Source organism: Rhodococcus triatomae, assembly GCF_014217785.1.
GTDB classification, from domain to species: domain Bacteria; phylum Actinomycetota; class Actinomycetes; order Mycobacteriales; family Mycobacteriaceae; genus Rhodococcus_F; species Rhodococcus_F triatomae.
Map to the genome: position 1 here is coordinate 1,287,244 of NZ_CP048814.1, position 22,527 is coordinate 1,309,770.

16 protein-coding genes are annotated in these 22,527 nt (G+C 68.9%); 3 read left to right on the forward strand and 13 right to left on the reverse strand.

What is annotated here, in order from left to right; all coding sequences use genetic code 11:
- Positions 1-10: 10 nt before the first annotated feature.
- Positions 11-2,320, forward strand: a complete 2,310-nt coding sequence (locus tag G4H71_RS06065) for a helicase-associated domain-containing protein (RefSeq protein ID WP_072736071.1) — start codon at positions 11-13, stop codon at positions 2,318-2,320.
- Between the two features lie 88 nt (positions 2,321-2,408).
- Here the strand turns inward: G4H71_RS06065 and G4H71_RS06070 are convergent, their stop codons facing one another.
- From G4H71_RS06070 to G4H71_RS06100, 7 genes are all read right to left on the reverse strand, one after another.
- Entirely contained in the window at positions 2,409-3,041 is a 633-nt protein-coding gene (locus G4H71_RS06070) for a hypothetical protein (protein ID WP_072736072.1), read from the reverse strand.
- Between the two features lie 51 nt (positions 3,042-3,092).
- A complete protein-coding gene (locus tag G4H71_RS06075) occupies positions 3,093-6,887 on the reverse strand; it encodes an ABC transporter ATP-binding protein (RefSeq protein WP_169847105.1) in 3,795 nt (1,264 codons plus the stop codon).
- On the reverse strand, positions 6,884-8,236 hold the full coding sequence (locus G4H71_RS06080) for an LLM class flavin-dependent oxidoreductase (protein ID WP_072736073.1): 1,353 nt from the start codon (positions 8,234-8,236) through the stop codon (positions 6,884-6,886). Before G4H71_RS06080 ends, G4H71_RS06075 begins: the two co-directional genes overlap by 4 nt.
- A gap of 9 nt (positions 8,237-8,245) precedes the next feature.
- The gene (locus G4H71_RS06085; RefSeq protein ID WP_072736074.1) at positions 8,246-8,980 is read right to left on the reverse strand and encodes an ABC transporter ATP-binding protein; all 735 of its coding nucleotides are present in this window, start codon (positions 8,978-8,980) and stop codon (positions 8,246-8,248) included.
- The gene (locus tag G4H71_RS06090) at positions 8,956-9,819 is read right to left on the reverse strand and encodes an ABC transporter permease (protein WP_072736075.1); all 864 of its coding nucleotides are present in this window, start codon (positions 9,817-9,819) and stop codon (positions 8,956-8,958) included. The genes G4H71_RS06085 and G4H71_RS06090 overlap by 25 nt, the downstream gene beginning before the upstream one ends.
- On the reverse strand, positions 9,816-10,883 hold the full coding sequence (locus G4H71_RS06095; RefSeq protein ID WP_072736076.1) for an ABC transporter substrate-binding protein: 1,068 nt from the start codon (positions 10,881-10,883) through the stop codon (positions 9,816-9,818). The genes G4H71_RS06090 and G4H71_RS06095 overlap by 4 nt, the downstream gene beginning before the upstream one ends.
- Positions 10,884-11,133: 250 nt before the next feature.
- Positions 11,134-12,339 carry an ROK family protein gene (locus G4H71_RS06100; RefSeq protein ID WP_072736077.1) on the reverse strand — a complete coding sequence of 402 codons (1,206 nt, stop codon included), beginning with the start codon at positions 12,337-12,339 and terminating at the stop codon, positions 11,134-11,136.
- A 252-nt stretch (positions 12,340-12,591) separates the two neighbouring features.
- On the opposite strand from G4H71_RS06100, the gene G4H71_RS06105 reads away from it, so the two are divergent.
- Positions 12,592-14,271, forward strand: a complete 1,680-nt coding sequence (locus tag G4H71_RS06105) for a DNA repair helicase XPB (RefSeq protein ID WP_072736331.1) — start codon at positions 12,592-12,594, stop codon at positions 14,269-14,271.
- 1 nt (position 14,272) lies between these two features.
- Here the strand turns inward: G4H71_RS06105 and G4H71_RS06110 are convergent, their stop codons facing one another.
- Genes G4H71_RS06110 through G4H71_RS06120 form a run of 3 tightly spaced genes read right to left on the reverse strand, consistent with a single transcriptional unit; the run spans position 14,273 to position 18,043 of the window.
- A complete protein-coding gene (locus tag G4H71_RS06110; protein ID WP_072736078.1) occupies positions 14,273-14,938 on the reverse strand; it encodes a response regulator in 666 nt (221 codons plus the stop codon).
- Entirely contained in the window at positions 14,935-16,590 is a 1,656-nt protein-coding gene (locus G4H71_RS06115) for an ATP-binding protein (RefSeq protein ID WP_185284902.1), read from the reverse strand. The genes G4H71_RS06110 and G4H71_RS06115 overlap by 4 nt, the downstream gene beginning before the upstream one ends.
- Before the next feature lie 46 nt (positions 16,591-16,636).
- The gene (locus G4H71_RS06120; protein ID WP_072736079.1) at positions 16,637-18,043 is read right to left on the reverse strand and encodes a CitMHS family transporter; all 1,407 of its coding nucleotides are present in this window, start codon (positions 18,041-18,043) and stop codon (positions 16,637-16,639) included.
- A gap of 179 nt (positions 18,044-18,222) precedes the next feature.
- Between G4H71_RS06120 and G4H71_RS06125 the strand changes: the two genes are divergently transcribed.
- Entirely contained in the window at positions 18,223-18,888 is a 666-nt protein-coding gene (locus G4H71_RS06125; protein WP_072736080.1) for a DUF3239 domain-containing protein, read from the forward strand.
- Between the two features lie 6 nt (positions 18,889-18,894).
- Here the strand turns inward: G4H71_RS06125 and G4H71_RS06130 are convergent, their stop codons facing one another.
- Genes G4H71_RS06130 through G4H71_RS06140 form a run of 3 tightly spaced genes read right to left on the reverse strand, consistent with a single transcriptional unit; the run spans position 18,895 to position 22,522 of the window.
- A complete protein-coding gene (locus G4H71_RS06130; RefSeq protein ID WP_072736081.1) occupies positions 18,895-19,881 on the reverse strand; it encodes an LLM class F420-dependent oxidoreductase in 987 nt (328 codons plus the stop codon).
- A 14-nt stretch (positions 19,882-19,895) separates the two neighbouring features.
- On the reverse strand, positions 19,896-21,173 hold the full coding sequence (locus tag G4H71_RS06135) for an MFS transporter (protein WP_072736082.1): 1,278 nt from the start codon (positions 21,171-21,173) through the stop codon (positions 19,896-19,898).
- Positions 21,170-22,522 carry an LLM class flavin-dependent oxidoreductase gene (locus G4H71_RS06140; RefSeq protein ID WP_072736083.1) on the reverse strand — a complete coding sequence of 451 codons (1,353 nt, stop codon included), beginning with the start codon at positions 22,520-22,522 and terminating at the stop codon, positions 21,170-21,172. Before G4H71_RS06140 ends, G4H71_RS06135 begins: the two co-directional genes overlap by 4 nt.
- Positions 22,523-22,527 lie beyond the last annotated feature (5 nt).

Consider the following 22,527-nt stretch of genomic DNA (forward strand, 5'->3'; position numbering starts at 1 on the left):
CTGAGGGGCGATGACCGACACAGCCCCCCGACCGGAGCGCCCTCGCGGCACCCGGCAGCCTGCCGCGAACCTCGCGGAATGGCTGTCGGGTCGCAGCGACGACGAACTCGCCGACCTGCTACGGCTGCGACCGGACCTGGCGGTGCCGCCCCCGGCGACGGTCGCCGTACTCGCAGGCAGAGCCGAACAGCGCACCTCGGTGATGCGGGTCGCGGACGGCCTGACGTCGCTGCACTTCTCCGTCATCGAACTGCTCGCGCTCGAACGGGCCGAGGAGGCGCCGGTCACGTTCGACGTGCTCCGGGACGCCGTCAACGGGCGGGTCCCGGTCAAGGAATTGCGGCGGGTGCTGGACATGCTTCGCGCCCGGGCCCTCGTCTGGGGTGACGACACCGGGCTGCGCCTCGTCCCGGCCGCGACGTCGGCACTGCCCTGGCGGGTGGGACGGGCCATCGACGGAGCGACGACGCTCGGTGAAGACGAGATCGTCGCGGCCCTGGAGCGGATCGAGCCCGCGGAACGGAACCTCCTCGACACACTCGCCGGTTCCAGTCCGCTCGGGCGCACCAGGGACGCCGCGCCCGGCACACCCCCGGACCGCCCGGTGCAACGCCTGCTGGCGGCACAGCTACTGCGCTGGATCGACGACGACACCGTCGAACTCCCCCACGAGGTGGGTCAGGTACTCCGCGGCGAGGTCGCCTACGACCCCGCGAGCCTGCGGCCACCGCCGGTGCGGACGACGCATCACAAGCCCGCCGACGTGAACGCGGCGGCCGCGGGCGAGGCGCTCGAGCTCATTCGGCACGGTGAGGACGTCCTCGCGGCACTCGGGGCCTCCCCCGCGCCCGTGTTGCGTGCCGGCGGGCTGGGGGTGCGCGAGCTCAAGCGACTGGTGAAGGCGACCGGTATCGACGAGACCCGGCTCGGGGTGGTCGTGGAGATCCTGGTCGCCGCCGGGCTGGTCGCCGCCGGCCCGCCCGATCCGCCGGTGTCCGACACCGGCGACAGTTACTGGGCGCCGACGACGGCAGCCGACTCGTGGTTGAACGCGTCCACCGCGCACCGCTGGTACACGCTCGCCGGTGCGTGGTACGAGATGCCCCGTATGCCCTGGTTCATCGGCCAGCGAGATTCCGCCGACAAGCCGATCGCAGCGCTCTCGGAGGAGGGCCGCGCACCCTCGGCGCCCGAGGATCGTCGCGCGATCCTCTCGGTGCTCGCCGAGCTCGAACCGGGCGACGCGGTTCCGCCGGCCGACGTGAGCGTCTCCCTCTCCTGGCAGCGGCCCCGGTGGTCGTCTCGGCTGCGTACCCGGTCCGTGGAGAACACGCTGCACGAGGCCGCGGCGGTGGGGCTGGTTGCTCGCGGGGCACTGAGCTCTCCGGGGCGAGCGCTGCTCCACGGCGGCGACACCGAGGCCCAGATGGCGCAGGTGCTGCCCGATCCGATCGACTACGTACTGGTGCAGGCCGATCTCACGATCGTCGCGCCCGGCCCGCTCACCGCGGACCTGCTGGACCGGGTCACCCTGGTGGCGGACATCGAGTCCGCGGGTGCGGCGTCGATGTACCGGATCAGCGAGGACAGCATCCGACGGGCGCTCGACGCGGGCATGACCGCTGCCGAGATCCGCGCCCTGTTCGGCACCCACTCACGCACACCGGTGCCCCAGTCCCTCACCTACCTGGTGGACGACGTCGCGCGCCGACACGGGAGGCTCCGGGCCGGAGTCGCGTCGTCGTTCCTGCGCTGCGAAGATCCTGCTCTGCTCGCCGAGGTTCTCGCCTCACCGGTCGCGGAGGCGCTCGCGTTGCGCGCCCTGGCACCCACTGTCGCGGTGTCCCAGGCGCCCCTGCGGGCCGTGCTGGAGGAGTTGCGCGCCGCGGGATTCGCTCCGGCAGGCGAGGATTCGTCCGGAGCCCTGGTCGACCTGCGCCCCCGCGGCGCGCGGGTGCCGGTGCGGCGGAACCGCTCGGGACGTACCCGCGCAGTCGCGACTCCGGACGCGGAGCAACTGGCCTCGATGGTACGCACCATGCGGGCGGGCGACCTCGCCGCGGACACCGGAAAGACCTCGGGCATCCGCTCGGACGGGTCCCGCGCCAGCAGCGCGGCCACCGTCGCGATGCTGGCGACGGCCGCCCGAAACCGGACCAGTGTCGCGATCGGCTACGTCGATGCGCAGGGTGTGGCGATGCACCGGATCGTCGACCCCATCGGGGTGGGAGGCGGCCAACTCGAGGCCTTCGATCCCGGCACCGGCGCGGTCCGCAGGTTCACCCTGCACCGGATCATCTCGGTGCGCCCCGTGGAATAGTCGGGACGTGGAATAGTCGGGACGTGGAATAGTCGGAACACGGCATAGTCGGGACGCGGAGTACCAGGACCGCTGCGTGATCGAAAACTCAGAGGACCTCGAAGCAATACAGTCGTCCGTACTCCTCGTACTCCATCGGAGCGAGGGCCTCGTCGCAGGACGAGGCACCACCGAGGTCGTCGATCCGGTGGACCACCCGGATCACCATGTCTGCTCCGGACTCTCCCGCGGACACGGCGCACGAGGCCGCCACGATCTCGACACCGACCTCGCTGACCGCGTAGCAACGTCCCTCGTGGAAGTTCGCCATGAGGCAGAGCGCCTTACCGTCTCGCGAGAGAACGCTGTCGAACACCCCGCATTCGTCGGGACCGGATCCGGTGTTCGCGACCTCGTAGATGGCGCGTTCGTCGGCACAATCACGCCGGGTGGGCACCGAATCCAGTTCCGAGAGCGGCACACTCCCGCTGGGCACCGCTGCCTCGAGACAGTCGCCGACCTCGAATGCGGTCGCCTGCCTGTCCGCCACCACGTTCACACCCACCCGCGCCACTGCGCCGAGCACCACGAGCACGCCGATCACGCCGATCACGCCGATCACGGCCACCGCGATGATCCAGCCCTTGCGTGACTTCTTCGGCGGCGGAAATCCACCGCCCGGCGGGAAGGAGTGCCCACCGGGGAACTGCCCGAACGGCGGCTGCTGCGGTGGCTGTGTCATGCCCACATCCAAGCAGACCCACCCGACGCCTCGGCGGACCTACAGCCCCTGTCAGCCGGCCGGGACGGCCTCGTCTCCGCTCGGTGCGTATGCGTCCCACAGTTTTCGATACGCTCCGGCGCGATTGAGCAGTTCGGCGTGGGTGCCGACCTCGAGAACGACACCGTCGCCGAGCACGACGACACGATCCGCTCGGACCGCGGTCGCCAGCCGGTGCGCCACGATCACCGTCGTCCGGCGCCGGGTGAGCACATCGGTGGCGGCACGCACCCGCTGCTCGGTCGCCAGGTCGAGCGACGCGGTGGCCTCGTCCAGCAGCAGGATGTCCGGGTCCACCAGTTCGGCCCTGGCGAGCGCCAACAGCTGGCGCTGACCGGCGGACAGGTTGCGCCCGTGCTCCCCGATCGGCTGCAGATACCCCAGTGCCAGCTCGGCGATCATCTCGTGTGCGCCGACGGCCCGTGCCGCGGCTTCGATCTCGGCATCCCTCGCCCCGGGACGGCCGTAGGCGATGGCATCGCGCACGGTGGCCCCGAACAGGTGCGGTTCCTGCGGGACGACACCGAGTCGCCGCCGGAACGATCCGAGATCGTATGCTCGCGTGTCGGTTCCGTCCACAAGTACCGCTCCGGAGGTCGGATCGTAGAATCGCGCGAGGAGCTTGAGGACCGTGGACTTGCCGGCACCGGTCCGGCCGACCAGCGCCACGGTCTCGCCCGCAGCGATGTGCAGGGACACCCCGCGCAACGCCTCACCGGCGCCGGTTCCGTATCCGAAGTGCACGTCGTCGAACTCGATCTCGCCCCGCAGCCGCGGTGCCGGTATCGGTCTGGCTGCCTGCGGCGTGGTGGTCGGCGTGCGCATCAGGCCCCGTAGCCTACCGAGCCCGATCACTGCCTGCTGATAGCCGTCGAAGACCTGGGACAGCTGCTGGACCGGCGCGAAGAACAACTCGACGTACAGGACGAACGCAATGAGGGTGCCCACCGTGAGCGTCCCGTCGTGAACGCGGCCCACGCCGATCGCGAGCACCAGTCCGGTCGTCACGACCGACAGGAACTCCACGAACGGGAAGTACAGCGCCATGTAACGCTGTGCCCGCAGCCGCGAATCGCGAAATGCCCACGCGCGCTGTGAGAACTGGACCGAGTTGTACGCCTCCCGCCGGTAGACCTGGGTGACGCGGATGTTGGTGACGTTCTCCTGCAGATACGCGTTGACGATGCCGACCCGGTCCCGCGCCTCGGCATAGGCGGGCACCGACTTACGACGGAAGATCACCGTCGCCACGACCAGTATCGGAGCGATCAGCAGCAGCACCGCGGCGAGCTCGACGTCGATCACCAGCAGGGTGATCAGGACGCCGACCATCGTGGCGGCGCTCACCACCGCTGTCGCCAGACCCGTCTGCAGGAAGTTGGACAGGCTGTCGACGTCGGTGGTCATCCTCGTCATGATGCGTCCGCCGAGCTCGCGCTCGTAGTACTGCAATCCGAGGCGCTGCAACTGTGCGAACGTCTTGACCCGCAAGGTGTACAGCAGACGCTCGCCGGTCCGCCCGGTGACCCGCACCTGCGCGACACCCACCGCCCAGTTCGCGAGGACGACGGCGAGCGTGGCCGCCGCTGCCCACCCCAGTACGGTGCCCGATCCGTCGAGCACACCGTGATCGACGCCGAAACGCACCAGTACCGGGACGGCGATCTGTGCCAGAGCGTCGAGCCCGACCAGCACGAGGCCCGCTGCGAGTGGCCACGCGAACGGCGCGACCAGTCGGCCGAGCCCGAAACTCGGATCGGCGGCACGGGTCTGCACCCGGTCGACCTCCGGGTCGCCGGTCGGCGTCGGAAGTTCCGCAATCCGTGCCAGCACCTGCTCGCTGGGCGGGGCCGCGGACAGCACGCTGCCGCCCCCCGCACCACCGCGTCCCGGTCCGCTCGAACCTGCCGCCGCAGTGGCGAACGCGGCCGCAGCCCGGGCACCGAGGCCACCTTCCCCGGCATCCGCATCCTCACGGCGCCACAGTTCTTCGGTGATGTCGGACTCTCCGCTCACCGCTGGCACGGACGCGCGATTCACGGCCTCCGCGGTGTCCTCCCCACCGCGAAGCAGGGTCCGGAACAACGCGCATCGTTCGTCCAGTTCGGCAGTGGTACCGATGTCGACCATCCGGCCACCGTCGAGGACGGCGACGCGATCGGCCAGCGTCAGCGTCGAGCGTCGGTGGGCGGTGATCAACGTCGTGCGGCCCGTCGTCTCGGCGTGCATACCTCGGTGGATCTGCGCTTCGACCCGGGCGTCGACTGCGGACGTGGCGTCGTCGAGGACGAGGATCCGTGGGTCGGTGACCAGCGCCCGTGCCAACGCGATCCGCTGGCGCTGACCGCCCGACAGAGTCACACCCTGTTCGCCGACCACGGTGTCGAGCCCCTCGGGAAGTGCGTCCACGAAGTCCTCGGCCGCAGCGATCCGCAGTACTTCACGAATACGCTCCTCGTCGACGTCCGGACGGCCGTAGGCGACGTTCGCACGAATCGTGTCGGACATGAGGTAGCTCTCCTCGAACACCACCCCCGACGCCGACCGCAGCGATGCCGACGACAGGGCGCGGGTGTCCACGCCGCCGACGGCCACCGAGCCGGAGTCCACGTCGTAGAGCCGCGGAACCAGCATGGCGAGAGTCGATTTGCCCGATCCGGCCGATCCGACGATCGCGACCGTCTCACCCGGCTCGATACGCAGTGACAGCCCGTCGAGGAGTCGACGTCCCGGCACGTATCCGAAACCGACCGCGTCGAACTCGATGGACAGTGGCCCCTGCGGCAGGGCCACGGCATCCGCTGCGTCGGTGACGGAGGGCTCGTTGTCGATGACCTCCCGGATGCGTTCGACGGCGGCGCGCCCCTGCTGGCTCGCGGTCAGCAACGTCGCCAGTTGACGGACGGGGGCCGCGAATCCGGCGAGGTACGCGGTGAACGCGACGAACGTGCCGAGACTCAGCTCGCCGCGCAGCGCGAGCCAGCCGCCCACGACGAGGACGAATGCCTGCCCGATCATCGGAACCGACTGCAACGCAGGGTTGTACCGGCTCGTGAACCGGATGACACGGAGCCGCGAACGGAACAGGTTGCCCGCCCTGGCCTCCAGATCCGCGAGTTCACGCTCTTCCTGGCCGAAGCCCTTCACCACCCGCACGCCGGTGACGGCCGCCTCGACGCCACCGGCGACGACCGCCGACTGCTCCTGTGCATGCCAGTTCGCCGGGAACAGATCGGCGCGGCTGCGCAGCGAGATGAACCAGAGGGCAGGCAGGATCGCGAGCGCCACCAACGTCAGAGTCGGCGACAGCACTGCCATCACGGACAGCGACATGACGAACATGAGCAGATTCCCCGTCATGTGCGGGAACATCTGCAGCAGCATCTGGACGAGCGTGATGTCGGAGATCGAGCGGCTCACCACCTGCCCCGTCTGCAGCCCGTCCTGCTTGACGCCGTCCAGTCTCAGCAGGGAGCGGAATGCGTCCCCGCGCAGTTCGTACTGGACGCCGAGCGAGACCCGCCCCGATCGATACCGCCGGGTGTATGCGGCGACGAACCGGACCAGCGCCAGGAACACCAGCAGCGCGATCCAGATCCCGAGCGGCGACTCGTCCGCCACGCCGTCGAAGGAGTCGACGACGTGGCGGACGGCCAGCGGAATGGCGGCGGTGGCTGCCGCGGCAACCACCGCCGCACCGTACGCGAGGACGAAGTCGCGACGTTGCCGCAGACAATAGCCGAAAAGGTAACGAAGCCAACCGGTGTCGGCGGCAGCTCCGGCAGCTCCCGTACTGGCGATCGTCACCGGGCAGACACCAGCGCGGACTCCTCGGTGAACTGGTTCTCCGGACGAGCCAGACCGTAGTGACCACGCAGCGTCGACTCGGTGTACTCGGTGCGCAGCAGACCACGCTCCTGCAGGATCGGCACCACCTGGTCGACGAACTTCTCCAACCCGGACGGCAGCACGGCCGGCATGATGTTGAAGCCGTCGGCTGCGTCGTTGGTGAACCAGTGCTCGATGGTGTCGGCAACCTGCTGCGCGGTTCCCGCGAACGTCCGGTGACCACGACCGCCACCGAGCCGTCCGATGAGCTGTCGCACGGTCAGCTTCTCCCGGCGAGCGAGTTCGACGATCAGCGTGTACCTGCTCTTCGCTCCCTCGATCTCGTCCTCGGAGGGCAGATCCTCGGGCAGTTCCTCGTCGAGTGCCAGCTCGTGCGGCTCGACGCCGAACCGCGAGGCCAGCTGTGCACGCGCGTACTCCGGCGAGATCAGCCGCTCCAACTCCGCCTCGAGCTCTCGGGCCTCCTCTTCGGTGTCGCCGATGACCGGGACGATGCCCGGCAGAATCAACACCTGCTCGGGATCGCGGCCCACCCGCGAGACTCGGTCCTTGACGTCCGCGTAGAACGCCTTGCCCTCCTCCAGGGTGGGCTGTGCCGTGAAGATCGCCTCCGAGTACCTGGCCGCGAACTCCTTGCCATCCTCCGACGACCCGGCCTGCACCAGTAGCGGGTATCCCTGCGGCGAACGCGGCACGTTCAGCGGACCGCGAACCTTGAAGAACTCGCCTTCGTGGCCGATGACGTGCACCTTCGACGAGTCGCCGTGAATGGCGGCGTCCTTGTCGGCGACGATCGCGTCGTCCTCCCAGCTGTCCCACAGCTTGGTCGACACCTCGACGAACTCGGCCGCGCGCTCGTAGCGAGTGCGGTGCGCCGGGGTGTCGTCGAGTCCGAAGTTCTGCGCGGCCTCGGCGCCGGCGGTGGTGACGATGTTCCATCCCGCGCGGCCACCGCTGACGAAGTCGAGCGAGGCGAACCGCCGGGCCAGGTTGAACGGCTCGTTGTAGCTGGTCGATGCCGTGGCGATCAGCCCGATCTTCTTCGTGGCCGCTGCGATGGCGGTGAGGATGATCGTCGGCTCGAGCTTGCCGCTGGGGCGCCGTTCGGTGTGGGTGAACAGCACGGGGCTGTCCGCGAGGAAGACCGAATCGAACTTGCCTCGCTCCGCCGTCTGTGCGAGTGAAATGTAGTGATCGATATCGAGATTCGCGTTCGGGTCACTTTCGGGCAGGCGCCAGGCCGCCTCGTGGTGGCCGGTTGCCATGAGAAAGGCGTTCAGATGCAGCTTCCGTCGTGATGTACCCATGGTTGCTCCTCAGTGTGCTGCCGCTGCGACGCCGAGTGCGCCGAGCAGCATGTGTCGAAAATCCTGGAATGCGCTGTCCGCGAGCGATCGCGGCGAGGGGAGGTCGACGAACTCGTCCACCGAGATGCGACCGTTGTCGATGACGAGGACCCGGTCGGCGAGGATGATCGCCTCGTCGACGTCGTGCGTGACGAGGAGGACAGCCGGGCGATGCCGGTCGATCAGCTCCTGGAGCAGTCCGTGCATCTTGATCCGGGTCAACGCGTCGAGTGCTCCGAACGGCTCGTCCGCCAGGAACAGTGCGGGCTCACGCACCAGGGCGCGGGCCAGGGCGACACGCTGCTGTTCACCACCGGACAGTTCCTTCGGCCACGCCGATTCACGTCCCGACAGGCCGACCTCGTCGAGCGCCGCGACACCCCGCTCCGTGCCACCACTGCCGAGCCCGAGAGTGACGTTGTCGAGGACACGCAGCCACGGCAGCAGCCGCGAATCCTGGAACGCGACCGACACGTCGGTGGGGACGATCAACGAACCTTCACGATCCTCCACGTCGTAGTCCAGTCCGGCGAGGGCACGCAGCAAGGTGCTCTTGCCCGAGCCGCTCTTGCCCAGCAGAGCGACGAACTGGCCGTCGGGGATCTCCAGGTCGATGTGGTCGAGGACGACCTTCTCGCCGAAACGGCGGACCAGTCCGCGTACCTCGACGGTGGGCCGATCTATCCGGCCAGTGTCTTGCGCCATGACAGGGCCCTCCTCTCCGCGATGCGCAGCAGTGCGTCGGACGTGAGTCCGAAGACGCCGTAGACGAAGAGACCGACGAGAATGACATCGGACTGGCCGTAGTTCTGAGCGTTGAACATCATCTTCCCGAGACCGGTGATCGCGTTGATGCTCTCGACCACGATCAGCGTCAGCCAGGCTCCGGTGATCGACAACCGCAGGCCGAGGAAGAATCCGGGCAGTGCCCCGGGAAGGACGACCTTGCGGATGAACGTGGCACGAGACAGACCCAGCACCTCGGCCAACTCGACGTATCGGTTGTCGATCGACGTCAGCGAGTTGTGGGTCTGGATGTACATCGTGACGATCGCGCCGAGCGCGATGATCGTGATCTTGAACGTCTCCCCGATGCCGAGCCAGAGAATCAACAGGGGGATGAGGCCGAGTGTCGGAATCGCACGCTTGAGCTGAATCGGCCCGTCGATGAGGGCGTCACCGACTCGGGTGAGTCCGGCTGCCACCGCCAATGCCGTTCCGATGACGACACCGATCGCGAAACCGGTGACCGCCCGGGCCAGCGAGGCCACGATGTGCTGCTGCAGGACACCGGTGGAGATCAACTCGAACGTCGTGGCGACAACGGTCCAGGGGGCGGAGAGCTTGCGTTCGTCGATCAGCCCGAGTGCGCTGCCGGCTGCCCAGATCGCCAGCAGCAGAAATACTCCCGACAATCTCGCGAACGGGAAGGACTTGCGGAGCCCGAGCCGACGGACATCCCGGCTGCTTCCGGCGACCGGGGCAACCGAGGGTTCCCGGGGTGCCAGCCGTGGCGGAGGCGGAGCGGAGAGCGTGTTCGTCATCCCTCGACTCCTGTCCGGTACTCGGCAGGAACCGCATCGGACGCGACGGTTTCGAAGCGGCGGTCGAACAGTTTCTCGGCGTCGAACTTCTCGAAATAGCCGCTCTCGTCGAGCAGATCAATGGTCTCCTGCGTCCAGGCGACCGCCTCGTCCCAGCTGGCCGGATAGTTCGGGCGTTGTGCGACGGTCTCGATGATCCGCTGGGCGTCCTCGACGGAGACTCCCTCGCTGTCGACGTAGTACTTCCGGGCCCACTCGTCCTTGTTCTCCCACGTCCACACGTCGGCACGGGCCCAGAGCGGAATGAATGCCTTGATCGCCGCCGCCTTCGCCGGATCCTCCAGGACCTCGACGGGTGCCCACAGAATCGACAGGAGATCGAGCGCCTCCGTGGGGATTCCACGTGCACCGTCCGCGCCGTACTGGTCGAGATACTTGGTGATCGCGGGCTCGCTCAGCACGGCGGCATCGACCTGCTTGGCTTGCAGTGCGGTGAGGAACTGCGGGCTGGGCAGCTCGATGAACTCGACCTCGTCGAGTCCGATACCCTCGGCCGCGAGAGTACGCAGGACGACGACGCCTTGGGCCTGCCCGGGCGAGATGGCGATCTTCTTGCCGCGGAGATCGGAGAGCGTTTCGATATCGGTTTCGGGCGCCGTCGCGATCTGGTACGACGCGATCTCCTTCTCGCGCACCGCAACGATCCGCGCGTCGAGACCGGTCGCCTCGGCTTGAATCGGCGGAATCGCCGCGTTCGTCGCCAGGTCGACGGCACCACCACGGAAGGCCTGGATGACGTCGGGTCCACCCTGGACGTCGGGCCAGTCCGAGACGGTGAACGGCAGATCGTCGAACAGGTCGGTGACCTGGCTCTGGATACGGGCGGTCTTCACGGCGACACTGAGCGAGACACCCTCCGGCACTTCGTCGGGAATCGGATCCGACGCAGAGAGCGTATCGCCCCCTGAACCTGTTGAGCAGGAGGCTATTCCGACGGCGAGCAGACCGGCGAGCGCAATGCGCGACAGCCGGCGAGCGCGTGGAAGCAGGGCAGATCGAGACATGGATGGTCCTCGGTGAAGGGAGTACGGGAAAGTAGAAGGCAGAAGAGAATTCGGCTCTGCAGGCCGAGTGCACGAGCTGGTCGTCAGCGACGACAGCGGGGAACGCCGGTGAGCCGACAACGGCCCGGGCGCCGACACGAGCGGCGCGCAGCATGCATCCTCGAGGTGTTCACATCAATAACCTTGTATTCCAAGGAATTCTGAGTAAACATTGCGTCTTGCCGAATTAAGTCGGCGCGTGTGATGCGTGTCACGAGATGTCGGCGAGCGGGTGCACGAAGCTGTCGAGCGGGGATCGGTAGAGCTCGGCGAGGACGACCGCCCCGGCCGACACCGGCAATGCCCGTCCGGGAAAGCTGGTGGGAACCACCGAGGTTGAGGGATCGAGACAGGTCGCGGACGCATCGGCGACGCCGCGTCGCAGCGCGTCGAGGCAGGCGGGCAGATTGTTGACGCCCTGCTCGCACACGACGAGAACCTCGGGGTCGAAGAGATCGAGTAGCCGGGCCGCGACCACGCCGACCGTGTAGGCGCGACGGGTGAGCAGCGCCAGGGCTTCCGGCCTCCCGCCGGTGGCCGCGGCGAGCAGGTCCGCGAAGACCGGGCGCGCCACGATGCCCGCTTCCACTGCGCGTCGCGCGAGCGCCCGGTCCGACACGGTCGCCTGCACGCATCCGGTGCGTCCGCAGGCGCATACCTCGTGACTGTCCTCCAGCGGGACGTGCGCGACGGCACCGGCTGCAGCGTGCGGGCCGCGGTGCACCACTCCTCCGGTGGCGAAGCCGGCATCGACGACGTTGCCGACGAACAGTTGCACCACACTCTCGCGAGCGCGGGGGTCCCCGAAGAGGACCTCGGCGTCGACGAGCGCCCGGGCGTGCGAGTCGACACGGGCCGCGAGGCCGGTCCGATGCTCGAGATCGGTCCGCACCGGGTATCCCCGCCACGCTGCGATCGGATGGTCGCGGACCACCCCGGACGCCGAGTCGATCCATCCGCCGGCGGCGAACCCGATCCCGATCGCGGTGTGCGGGTGGTCGAGTTCGTCGGCCAGTCCGTCCAGCGACTCGACGGCGTCCGCGAGGACCTGCGCCGGTCCGCGACCGGTGTGCTCGGCGCGCCTGCTCGCGAGGACCTCGCCGCGCAGGTTCACCAGGGCGGTGGTGACGTGGGTGAAGGCCAGATGGATGCCGTAGACGAGGTAGCGGTTCTCGTCGAGCGCGACGGGGACATGAGGACGGCCGAGGCCGCTGGGTCCGGCGATCTCGGGGAGTTCGCGGAGCAGGCCGTGACCGAGGAGATGGCTGCTCGCCGTGGAGACGGTCGCCGGCGAGAGACCGGTGATCCGGGCGACGGTGCTCCGGGCGATGGGCCCACGGTCCAGGACGGCACGCAGGACGGTCCCGGCACTGGCACCGGGTACCCGGGAGCGACCCGGGACGCGATCGGTCCGCATCGGATCCCCTTCCGTGAACGTCGCTCGCCGTGGACCTGCACCAGGGCGGACCATGATCACGTTCACACTGCCCGCGCCACTCCACCTGGGTACGGCGACCGTATCGGCGGTGAATACCCTGGTCAACGGACTCGCTAGCGCTGAATAAAACTCCGTCGTGCGGTGTTGAGACAACGACGACGTGGCGCAGTCACCCATGTCACGAGCAGAATGGAAAGGCTGGCCGCACCCGGCCCCGACGAGGAGGTATCCGTGACCGACGGACCGTTGATCGTGCAATCCGACAAGACCCTGCTGTTGGAAGTCGATCACGAGCACGCGAACGACGCCCGCCAGGCCATCGCCCCCTTCGCCGAACTCGAGCGGGCACCCGAACACGTCCACACCTACCGCATCACCCCGCTCGCGCTCTGGAACGCGCGCGCCGCCGGGCACGACGCGGAACAGGTCGTGGACGCGCTGGTCACGTTCTCCCGGTTCGCGGTGCCCCAGCCGTTGCTGGTGGACATCGTCGACACGATGGCACGGTACGGCCGCCTCCAGCTCGTGAAGAACCCCGCACACGGCCTGACCCTGGTCAGTCTGGATCGCGCGGTTCTCACCGAGGTCACGCGGCACAAGAAGATCGCCCCCATGCTCGGCGCCAAGGTCGACGAGGACACGGTGATCGTCCACCCGTCGGAACGTGGCCGCCTCAAGCAGATGCTGCTCAAGGTGGGCTGGCCGGCGGAGGACCTCGCGGGATACGTCGACGGCGAGGCGCACGCGATCGACCTCGACTTCGACGGCAGCACGCCCGGCTCGGCGGACGGTACGTGGGAACTGCGCGACTATCAGGAGATGGCGGCGGACTCGTTCTGGGCCGGCGGCTCCGGTGTCGTCGTCCTGCCCTGTGGTGCCGGGAAGACGATGGTCGGTGCCGCCGCCATGGCGAGGGCGAAGGCCACGACGCTGATCCTGGTCACCAACACCGTGGCCGGCCGGCAGTGGAAGCGCGAGCTCATCGCCCGCACGTCCCTCACCGAGGAGGAGATCGGCGAGTACTCGGGCGAGAAGAAGGAGATCCGCCCGGTCACCATCGCCACCTATCAGGTCATCACGCGCAAGAGCAAGGGCGAGTACAAGCACCTGGAGCTGTTCGACTCGCGCGACTGGGGCCTGGTCATCTACGACGAGGTGCACCTGCTGCCCGCGCCCGTGTTCCGGATGACCGCGGATCTGCAGTCGCGTCGGCGCCTCGGGCTCACCGCGACACTCGTCCGCGAGGACGGCCGCGAGGGGGACGTCTTCTCCCTCATCGGCCCCAAACGCTACGACGCACCGTGGAAGGACATCGAGGCGCAGGGCTGGATCGCGCCCGCGGACTGCGTCGAGGTCCGGGTGACGATGACCGACGCGGAGCGGATGGCCTACGCCGTCGCCGAGCCGGAGGAACGGTACAAGCTGTGTTCGACGGCGCACACGAAGATCCCGGTCGTGAAGTCGATCCTCGCCAAGCACACCGATGCACCCACCCTCGTCATCGGCGCGTACCTCGACCAGCTCGACGAGCTCGGTGAGGCGCTGAACGCGCCGGTCATCAAGGGGTCGACCAAGACGAGGGAACGCGAGGAGCTGTTCGACAAGTTCCGTACCGGCGAGCTCCAGACGCTGGTCGTCAGCAAGGTCGCGAACTTCTCCATCGATCTGCCCGAGGCGTCCGTCGCAGTTCAGGTGTCCGGCACCTTCGGATCCCGCCAGGAGGAGGCGCAGCGGCTCGGGCGGCTCCTGCGCCCCAAGCAGGACGGGGGCCAGGCGCACTTCTACTCGGTGGTCGCCAGGGACACCCTCGACGCGGAGTATGCGGCACACCGGCAGCGGTTCCTCGCCGAACAGGGATACGCGTACCGCATCACCGACGCGGACGACCTCCTCGGCCCCGCCATCGGGTGAGTCACCGGCCGCTGGGCGCGTATTCCTGCTCCGGGCGGCCGGTGCTGCCGTACCGCAGCTGCATCCGCAGCCGTCCCTTCGCGACCAGCGCGGCGAGGTAGCGCTGGGCCGTCGCCCGCGAGATGCCGATCGCGGCGGCGACCTCGGCCGCGGACAGCGGCTCGGGCGCCCGGGCGAGCAGGTCGACGATCTTCCGGCGCGTGACGGACTGCTGCGGGGACGCTTCCCGCGGTGGAGCCGACCGGAGAGCGGCGACGGCACTGTCGATCCGTCCCTGATCGAGTTCGGCGGCGTCGACGATGCGGCGGTAGTGCGCATAGGCACCGAGTCGGCGTGCCAGTTCGGTATTGGTGAACGGTTTGACCAGATACACCAGCGCACCTGCCGCCATGGCGTCCCGGACCGCACGTCCCTCCGTCGCCGCGCCCAGAACGAAGGCATCGCAGCGTAATTCGCGAACGAAATCGATTCCCGAGCCGTCCGGAAGATAGACGTCGACGAGCGCGAGATCGACCGCGTGCTCCTCGACCGCCGCGCGTGCGGCGTCCAGGGTGCCCACCGTGGCGACGACCCGGAAGCCGATGACCGCCGAGGCTGTTCCGGCGTGCAGTTCGGCGACCCGGAAGTCGTCGTCCACCACCAGCACGGCCAGTTCGGCGCCACTCATGCCGTCCCTCCTTCGCACACGTTCCGTAGCGTCGCCACGAATACCGCGCCGCCCGTGGGATTGTCGCCGGTACGCCTCCCGCCGGGGTCGCCGACGACGACGTCGCCGTCGTACCGGCGGGCCAGCTGCCGGCTCAACGCGAGCCCGATACCGCGGCCACCCGGGCGATCTCCGGCGGGTTTCGTCGTCACCCCCTCGCGGAACACGTCGTCCGGCTCGTCCACCTCGAGGCCCGGGCCGGTGTCGGCCACGGTGACGATCAGATCGCCGGCGTGCTCGACCAGTTCGATCTCCACCTCCGCGGGCCGTGCCTCTCCGGCGGCCGCCGCGTCCACTGCATTGTCGACGAGATTGCCGGCCACCGTCGTCACGTCGACCGGTTCGAGCAGACTGCCCGTCACCCACGTGTTCGCACCGAGCACCAGATTCACGCCCCGTTCGCGCGCGTGCGCGGCCTTCGCCATGAGAAATGCCCGCAGATACGGGTCCTCGACCGTCTCGATGCCCGGAAGGTCCTCACCGAGGGGTCCCCCTTCGACGAGTCGGTCGAGGTACGCGGCCGCAGCCTCCGTCTCGCCGCCGGCCAGCAGCCCGTGGAGCAGGTGCAGCCGGTTCGCGAACTCGTGCCGCTGTGCGCGCAGGACGGCGCCGAGGGAACGCACCGCGTCGAGTTCCCGGGTCAGGGTCTGGACGTCCGTGCGGTCCCGCACCGACATCACCGTTCCCAGGTCGATGCCGTCGCGTTCGACCCGGCTGGCCATCGCGAGGACGACCCGGTCCCCCACCGCCGCGGCGACCGGCTCGTCGGGCAGCGTGCGCAGCACCTCCCGGAGCCGGGGCGTCAGCCCGATCTCGTCGACGTCGTCGCCCGGACCACCGTGGAGTTGCAGCAGGCGGACCGCCTCCGCCGTCGCCACCGTGACCGTGCCGTCGCCGTCCTCACCGACGACCCCCTCGCCGAGCCCGTGCAGGACGGCCTCCTGCTCGCGGACCATCTGGGCGAGCTGCTCCGGTTCCAGCCCCAGCGTCAGGCGCTTCCAGCGGGCGGCGAGCAACGCCGACCCGACGATGCCGGCGAGCAGCGCCAGCCCGGCGACCAGTGCCGTCCAGCGCAGGTCGGACCACAGATCCGCGCGCACCTGCTCGGTGGACACCCCGACGCTGACCTCGCCGACGACGGCTCCGCTGCCGGGATCGGTGACCGGCACCTTCGCCCGCACCGAGTCCCCGAGTGTCCCCCGTTCGCGGACCACGACCTCACGCCCTGCCAGCGCCTCGTCCGGATCGGTGCTCACGCGCAGACCGAGCAGAGCAGGGTCCGGATGCGCCAGCCGCAGCCCCTTCTCGTCGGTGACGACGACGAACAGCGACTCGGTGGCGGTCCGGATCGACTCGGCGGTGCGCTGCACGACGCCGTCGACGAGTTCGGGATTTCCCGGGCCGACCACCCCGTCGTCGGCGGCGGCGAGGCGGCCGACGTCCGCGCGCACCATCGGATCCGCGGCCACCGACCGCGCCACGGCCAGTGCGCGCTGACCGTGTTCGTCGGTCACCCGCCCCTCGGTGGTGCTGGCGAAGAACCCGTATCCGACGACGAGCGCCACTCCGACGACGGCCGTCTGCAACACGAGGACCTGGGTCCGCAGCCTCACGTTCGCTCCCGGTCGCACATCACCTCAGTCTGCACGGCTCACCGGGCTATCCCAACGGAATCTGGCCGAGGACGACGCCGACGACGAGCATCACGATCGACACCAGCGCCGCTCGCCAGAGCACCTTGCGGTGGTGGTCGGCCAGCGAGACCCCGGCCAGAGTCACCAGCAACAGGATCGCCGGAACCAGCGGACTCTGCATGTGGACCGGCTGGCCGGTGATGGAGGCCCGGGCCATCTCCACCGGCTCGATGCCGTACTGCGCGGCGGTCTCGGTGAGTACGGGGAGCACGCCGAAGTAGAACGCGTCGTTGGTCATGAAGAACGTGAACGGGATGCTCAGGACGCCGGTGATCACGGCGAGGAAGGGGCCGAGTCCGTCCGGGATGACACCCGTGAGCCACAGGGCCATCTCCTCCACCATCCCGGTCCCCTGGAACACTCCGGTGAGGACCGCGGCGGCGAACACCATCGCCACGACGGAGACGATCGACGAGGAGTGCCGGGCGATCGCCTCGGACTGGTCGGCGACGCGGGGGAAGTTCACGGCCAGGGCGATGCCCGCGGCGATCATGAACAGCACCGGGATCGGGAGGATGTCGAGCCCGAGCACCACCAGCAGTACGGCGGTGAGTCCCGCATTGAACGGCAGCAGACGGGGCCGGAGCGTGGCACGATTCGGGTCGAGGCCTCCCGCCAGCTGCCCGACCTCGCCGACCTCGCCGCCACCGGCGTCGCCGGACCCGCCGCCGGTGCGGGGCTCGTCACCACCCGCGGAGCCGGTCGGTGTCCGGGTCGAGCCGGCCGCCGCGAGGATCGGCTCCGAGGTGAGGACCAGCTTGCCGATGCGCCGTCGCTCCATCACCCCGAGGTGGACCGAGAACAGCATGACGACGACGAGGCCGGCGATCAGGGACGGAATCATCGGCACGAACACCTCGGACGGCGAGAGGCCGAGGGCACTCGCCGCACGCACGGTCGGTCCACCCCACGGGATGATGTTCATGGTGGCGTTCGAGAGCCCGGCCACGACGGTGAGGACCACCGGGCTGACCCGCAGTTTCAGGTAGAGCGGCAGCATCGCGGACGTGGTGATGATGAACGTCGTCGACCCGTCGCCGTCCAGCGAGACCACCATCGCGAGTACTGCGGTGCCGACGACCAGCCGGGCCGGATCGTCGCGGACCAGCCGCAGGATCAGTCGGACCAGCGGATCGAACAGGCCGACGTCGATCATGATCCCGAAGAAGATGATCGCGAAGAACAGCAGCGCCGCGGTGGGCGCGAGGCTCTCGATCCCGTCGAGAACCATCGATCCCAGATCGGTGCCTGCCCCCGCGACCAGCCCGAATGCGACCGGGACGAGGATCAGCCCGACGACGGGCGTCGCCCGCTTGGCCAGGATGAGATACATGAACGTGGCGACCATGAGGAAGCCGAGTGCTACGAGCATCGTTGCCCACCTTCTCGTTTCGGGCCCGCGTCTACCGAGTCGCGGTTTCCGTCGAGTGTGGGGCAGGACACAGTGTCCGAACATGCTCGCGTGCAATTGCGATGTTCTGTGCATTCTGCTCGAGTGCTTCGACCGGGCTGGCGGGGCACGCCGCACTCCCGATCCGATAGTTTCGACGTGTGCGACATTTCGATTTCCCCGTCGATCACGGCCATGCCCGGTCGGTGAATCAGACCCTCGCGGACATGCGCCGCCTCCAGGTGTCCTCCGGCGTGGTGGCCCTCGCTCTCACCGTCGGGGCGGTGGTGCTGTTCGTGGTCGGAGACCTGTGGTCGACGATCCTCGGCGTCGTCGTCGCGGCAGCCGCCCTCACCTGTATCTGGCTGGTGCTGTGGGTACCGCGCAAGGTGGGCAGCATCGAGGACCTGTACGCGAACGGGCCTCTGGTTCCCGCCGTCGTCGGCACGGTGCATCCCCGCGGGGTGACGCTGCTGTCGCTGATCGACGTCGCCAAGCCGGGCCACGGGCCGACCTATGCGCTGGTGACCCGCAACATCCCGGTGCGGCCGAAGCAGCGGCCACGCGTCGGCGACCGGGTGCCGTCGGTGGGCCTGCTCAACGACCGCACCAAGCGCAATCGCGACGACACCTGGGAGATGGTCAGCCTGATGCCCGTCGAGTGGGGCACACGCGACGTCGCCGTCCATGCCCGCGCCGAGGCACAGATCCCGGACGTGGAATGGCAGTTCCTCGCGTCCCGCATCGACGAGGCCGAGCAGATCCGGACCAGCCGCGCACAGCGGCAGGTGCTTCCGATCGCCGAACTGCCGGACGAGTTGCGCTGACCGGGTTCACCGGAGTGCGGGCAGTACTTCCCGCTCGAAGAGTTCGATGCCCGAGGTGTCGTAGGCGGCCTCGGGGAAGTAGAAGATTCCGTACCCGAGGCCGAGTTCCTTCAGCCGGCCGAGGTTCTCGACGATCTGCTCCGGCGTGCCCACACCGGGCATCCCTCGGAATGCCTGCAGTGCACCCTCGGCGGCAGCCTCCCCCACGTGAGGCGTCAACCGGTTCCGGAGATCGATCAACCGCTGCTCGACCTCGGCCTCGGTGGACCCGATGGCGACGTTGTAGTTGGACGAGCGGACGATGGCGTCGAAGTCGGTGCCGACGTCGGCGCAGTGCTCACGCAGGATGTCCGACTTGGCGGCGAAGCCCTCCGGGGTGCCGTCGAAGTTGGTGTATCGGGCGTACTTCGCGGCGATCTTCAGTGTCACCTTCTCGCCGCCTCCGGCGATCCACAGGGGAATGCCGCCGTCCTGCAGTGGCAGCGGCCGGACGATCGCGCCGTCCACCTGGTAGTGATTGCCGTCGAGGGTGGCCGTTCCCGTGGTCCAGGCCTGCCGCATGATCTGCACGCCCTCGTCGAGGCGTCCGAGACGCGTTCCCGCCGAGGGAAAACCGTATCCGTATGCCCGCCACTCGTGTTCGTACCAGCCACCGCCGATGCCCATCTCGACACGGCCGCCGGAGATGATGTCCGTGGTGGCCGCCACCTTCGCGAGGTAGGCCGGGTTGCGATAGCTCACCGCGGTGCACATCTGACCGAGCCGCACCTCCGAGGTGACGGCCGCGAACGCCGCCATCAGCGTCCACGCCTCGTGGGTGGCTTCCTCGGTCGGTGCAGGAACGGTGTGGAAATGGTCGTAGACCCAGAGCGAATCCCACGGCCCGCGGTCGGCGCGCAGCGCGAGATCACGCATCGTCGCCCACTGGTCGGCGGGGTCGACGCCGACGAGATCGAGACGCCAGCCCTGGGGAATGAACAAACCGAATCGCATGTGCCGGATCCTATCTACACTGTCGTGGCCTGAGGTGATGCGGCTTTCTCCGCGGTGGAACGGCCCGGCGGGCTGCTCGCCGGCTCCGTCGGCACGGCCGGACGCGGTGGCGGCCAGGGCACGTAACGGGGGATGTACCGGAACAGGATTCCGGCACCGAGGACCGCGGATCCGCCCAGTGCGACGATCGCGCCGCCGAGCGGGACGACCGCGGCCAGGGCGCCCACCGCGAACGGCCCGGCGAACATGCCGGAGTCGTGGGTCAGTCGCCAGGCGGCGAGGAACTCCGCGCGAGTGGCGGGAGGAGCGGTGTCGGCGCCGAGGGTCATGATGACGCCGTTCCCGAAGCCGTTTCCGATGCCGAGCACCACCGCGACCGCCATGATCGTGACGAGATCATGGGACAGAGGTATCAGCGCATAGGACAGCCCGAGAACGAGCAGGGACGGCACCGCGACGAATCTGCGGCCGTACCTGTCCATGAGCCGTCCAGCCGGATACGAGCACAGCAGATCGACGGCGGCACCCACGGCGAACACCAGACTGACCTGGGCCGCATCGAGTCCGATGTGCGCGGCCCACAGCGGCAGCACCGCTTCCCGGGACGCACGGGCGGCGCCCATGAGCAGCGACCCCGATCCCAGCGTCAGCAACAACCGCCGGTGGCGGGACAGGATCGACGGCAACGTCGCGTGAGTGGGGCCCGTGGCACTGCCCGAGGCGGCTCGCGGGATGTCGGGCACCCGCGCCATCAGCCAGCCGGAGACGAGGATTCCGACGAACTGCACGACGAAACCGCCGCGCACGCCGAGAAGGAGGATCACGCCGGCACCGATCAGGGGGCCGATGAAGAACCCGAGCCGCCACATCGCCGCGAATGCCGACATCGCCCTGGCCCGTGCCTCGATCGGGACGGCCTCGGCGAGGTAGCTCTGCCGCGCCAGCCCCCAGACCGCATTCGCCAGGCCCGTCATCAGCGCGCCGACCGCGAGCATCCACGGGGCCACCGAGAAGAGGGCCACCAGGACACCGGCGGCACCGAGGAGACTGCCGCCGATGATCGACCGACGCTCGCCGAACTTCGCCACGAGACGGCCCGCGGGGAGGTCGCCGAGCACCGCACCCAGCCCGACGGCCGCGACGATGAGGCCGGACACCGCCACCGACGCACCGAGATCGCGTGCGACGAGCGCGATGACCGGGGCGCCCGCACCCTGGCCGATCCCGAAGATGGCGGCCGGGACGAACACGGTGCCGAAGAAGGGACGCAGCGGTGACGAACTCCGCGTCATGCGCTCACGTCGCGCCCTGCGTGCCGCCCTCCGTCCGCGGCGAACCGGTTGCCCGGCTCCGCCAGCCCGTAGTGACCGCGCAGCGTCGTCTCGGCGTAGTCGGTCCGGAACAGCCCTCGCTGCTGCAGGATCGGCACCACTCGGTCGACGAAGTCCTCGAGCCCACCGGGCAGATACGGGGGCATGATGTTGAATCCGTCCGCGGCGCCCTGCTCGAACCAGACCTGCAATTCGTCCGCGATCTGCTCGGGTGTGCCGGCGAAGGTACGGTGTCCGCGACCGCCGCCGAGACGCGCGATCAGCTCACGCACCGTGAGTGATTCGCTCTCCGCGAGGTCACGTACCAACTGGTAGCGGCTCTTGTGTCCCTCGATCTGTTCGAGCGGTGGCAACGGGGGCAGTGGCGCGTCGAGAGCGTGCTCGGTGAGGTCCACGCCGAGTAGGGTCGACAGCTGCCGGAGCGAGTACTCCGGCGAGATCAGGTCGGTGAAGGACTGTTCGAGCGCCTTCGCCTCCTCCTCGGTGTCCGCGATGAAGGGCACGATTCCCGGGAGCACCTTCAACTCGTCCGGGTGCCGGCCGTGCCGCACCACCCTCGCCTTCAGGTCCCGGTAGAACTCCTGCCCCTGATCGAGGGACCGTTGTGCGGTGAAGACCGCCTCGGCGTGCCGGGCGGCGAATTCCTTGCCGCTCTCCGAGGATCCGGCCTGGACCAGAAGCGGACGACCCTGCTCGGATCGCGGCGAGTTCAGCGGCCCGCGCACCCGGAAACGTTCACCGACGTGGTCGACGGGGTGCACCCTGACCGGGTCCGCGAACACACCGCTCTCGCGGTCGAGGACGACCGCACCGTCCTCCCAGCTGTCCCACAGGGCCAGCGCGACATCGACGAACTCCTCGGCCCGCTCGTAGCGCCCTCGGTGCTGTGGGATGCCGTCGAGACCGAAGTTCGCGGCCTCGTCGGCGCCCGCCGATGTCACGATGTTCCAGCCCGCGCGTCCTCCACTGATGTGGTCGAGGGACGCGAATTTGCGAGCGAGGTGGTAGGGATCGCCGTAGCTCGTCGAGGCGGTCGCGATGAGCCCTACCCGCTCCGTGACGACGGCGATGGCGGACAACAGCGTGACGGGCTCGAAGATCGCCTGCGAGTTGTGCTTGATCCGCGGGCCGACCGCGAGCCCGTCCGCGAAGAACACCGAATCGAGCTTGCCGCGTTCGGCGATACGGCCCAACTCCTGGAAGTGCGTGACGTCGAGCACCCGGCGGGCGTCGGTGCGCGGATGCCGCCACGCCGCCTCGTGGTGACCTACGCCCATCAGGAAGGCGTTGAGGTGGAACTGCTTGGTCATGAACC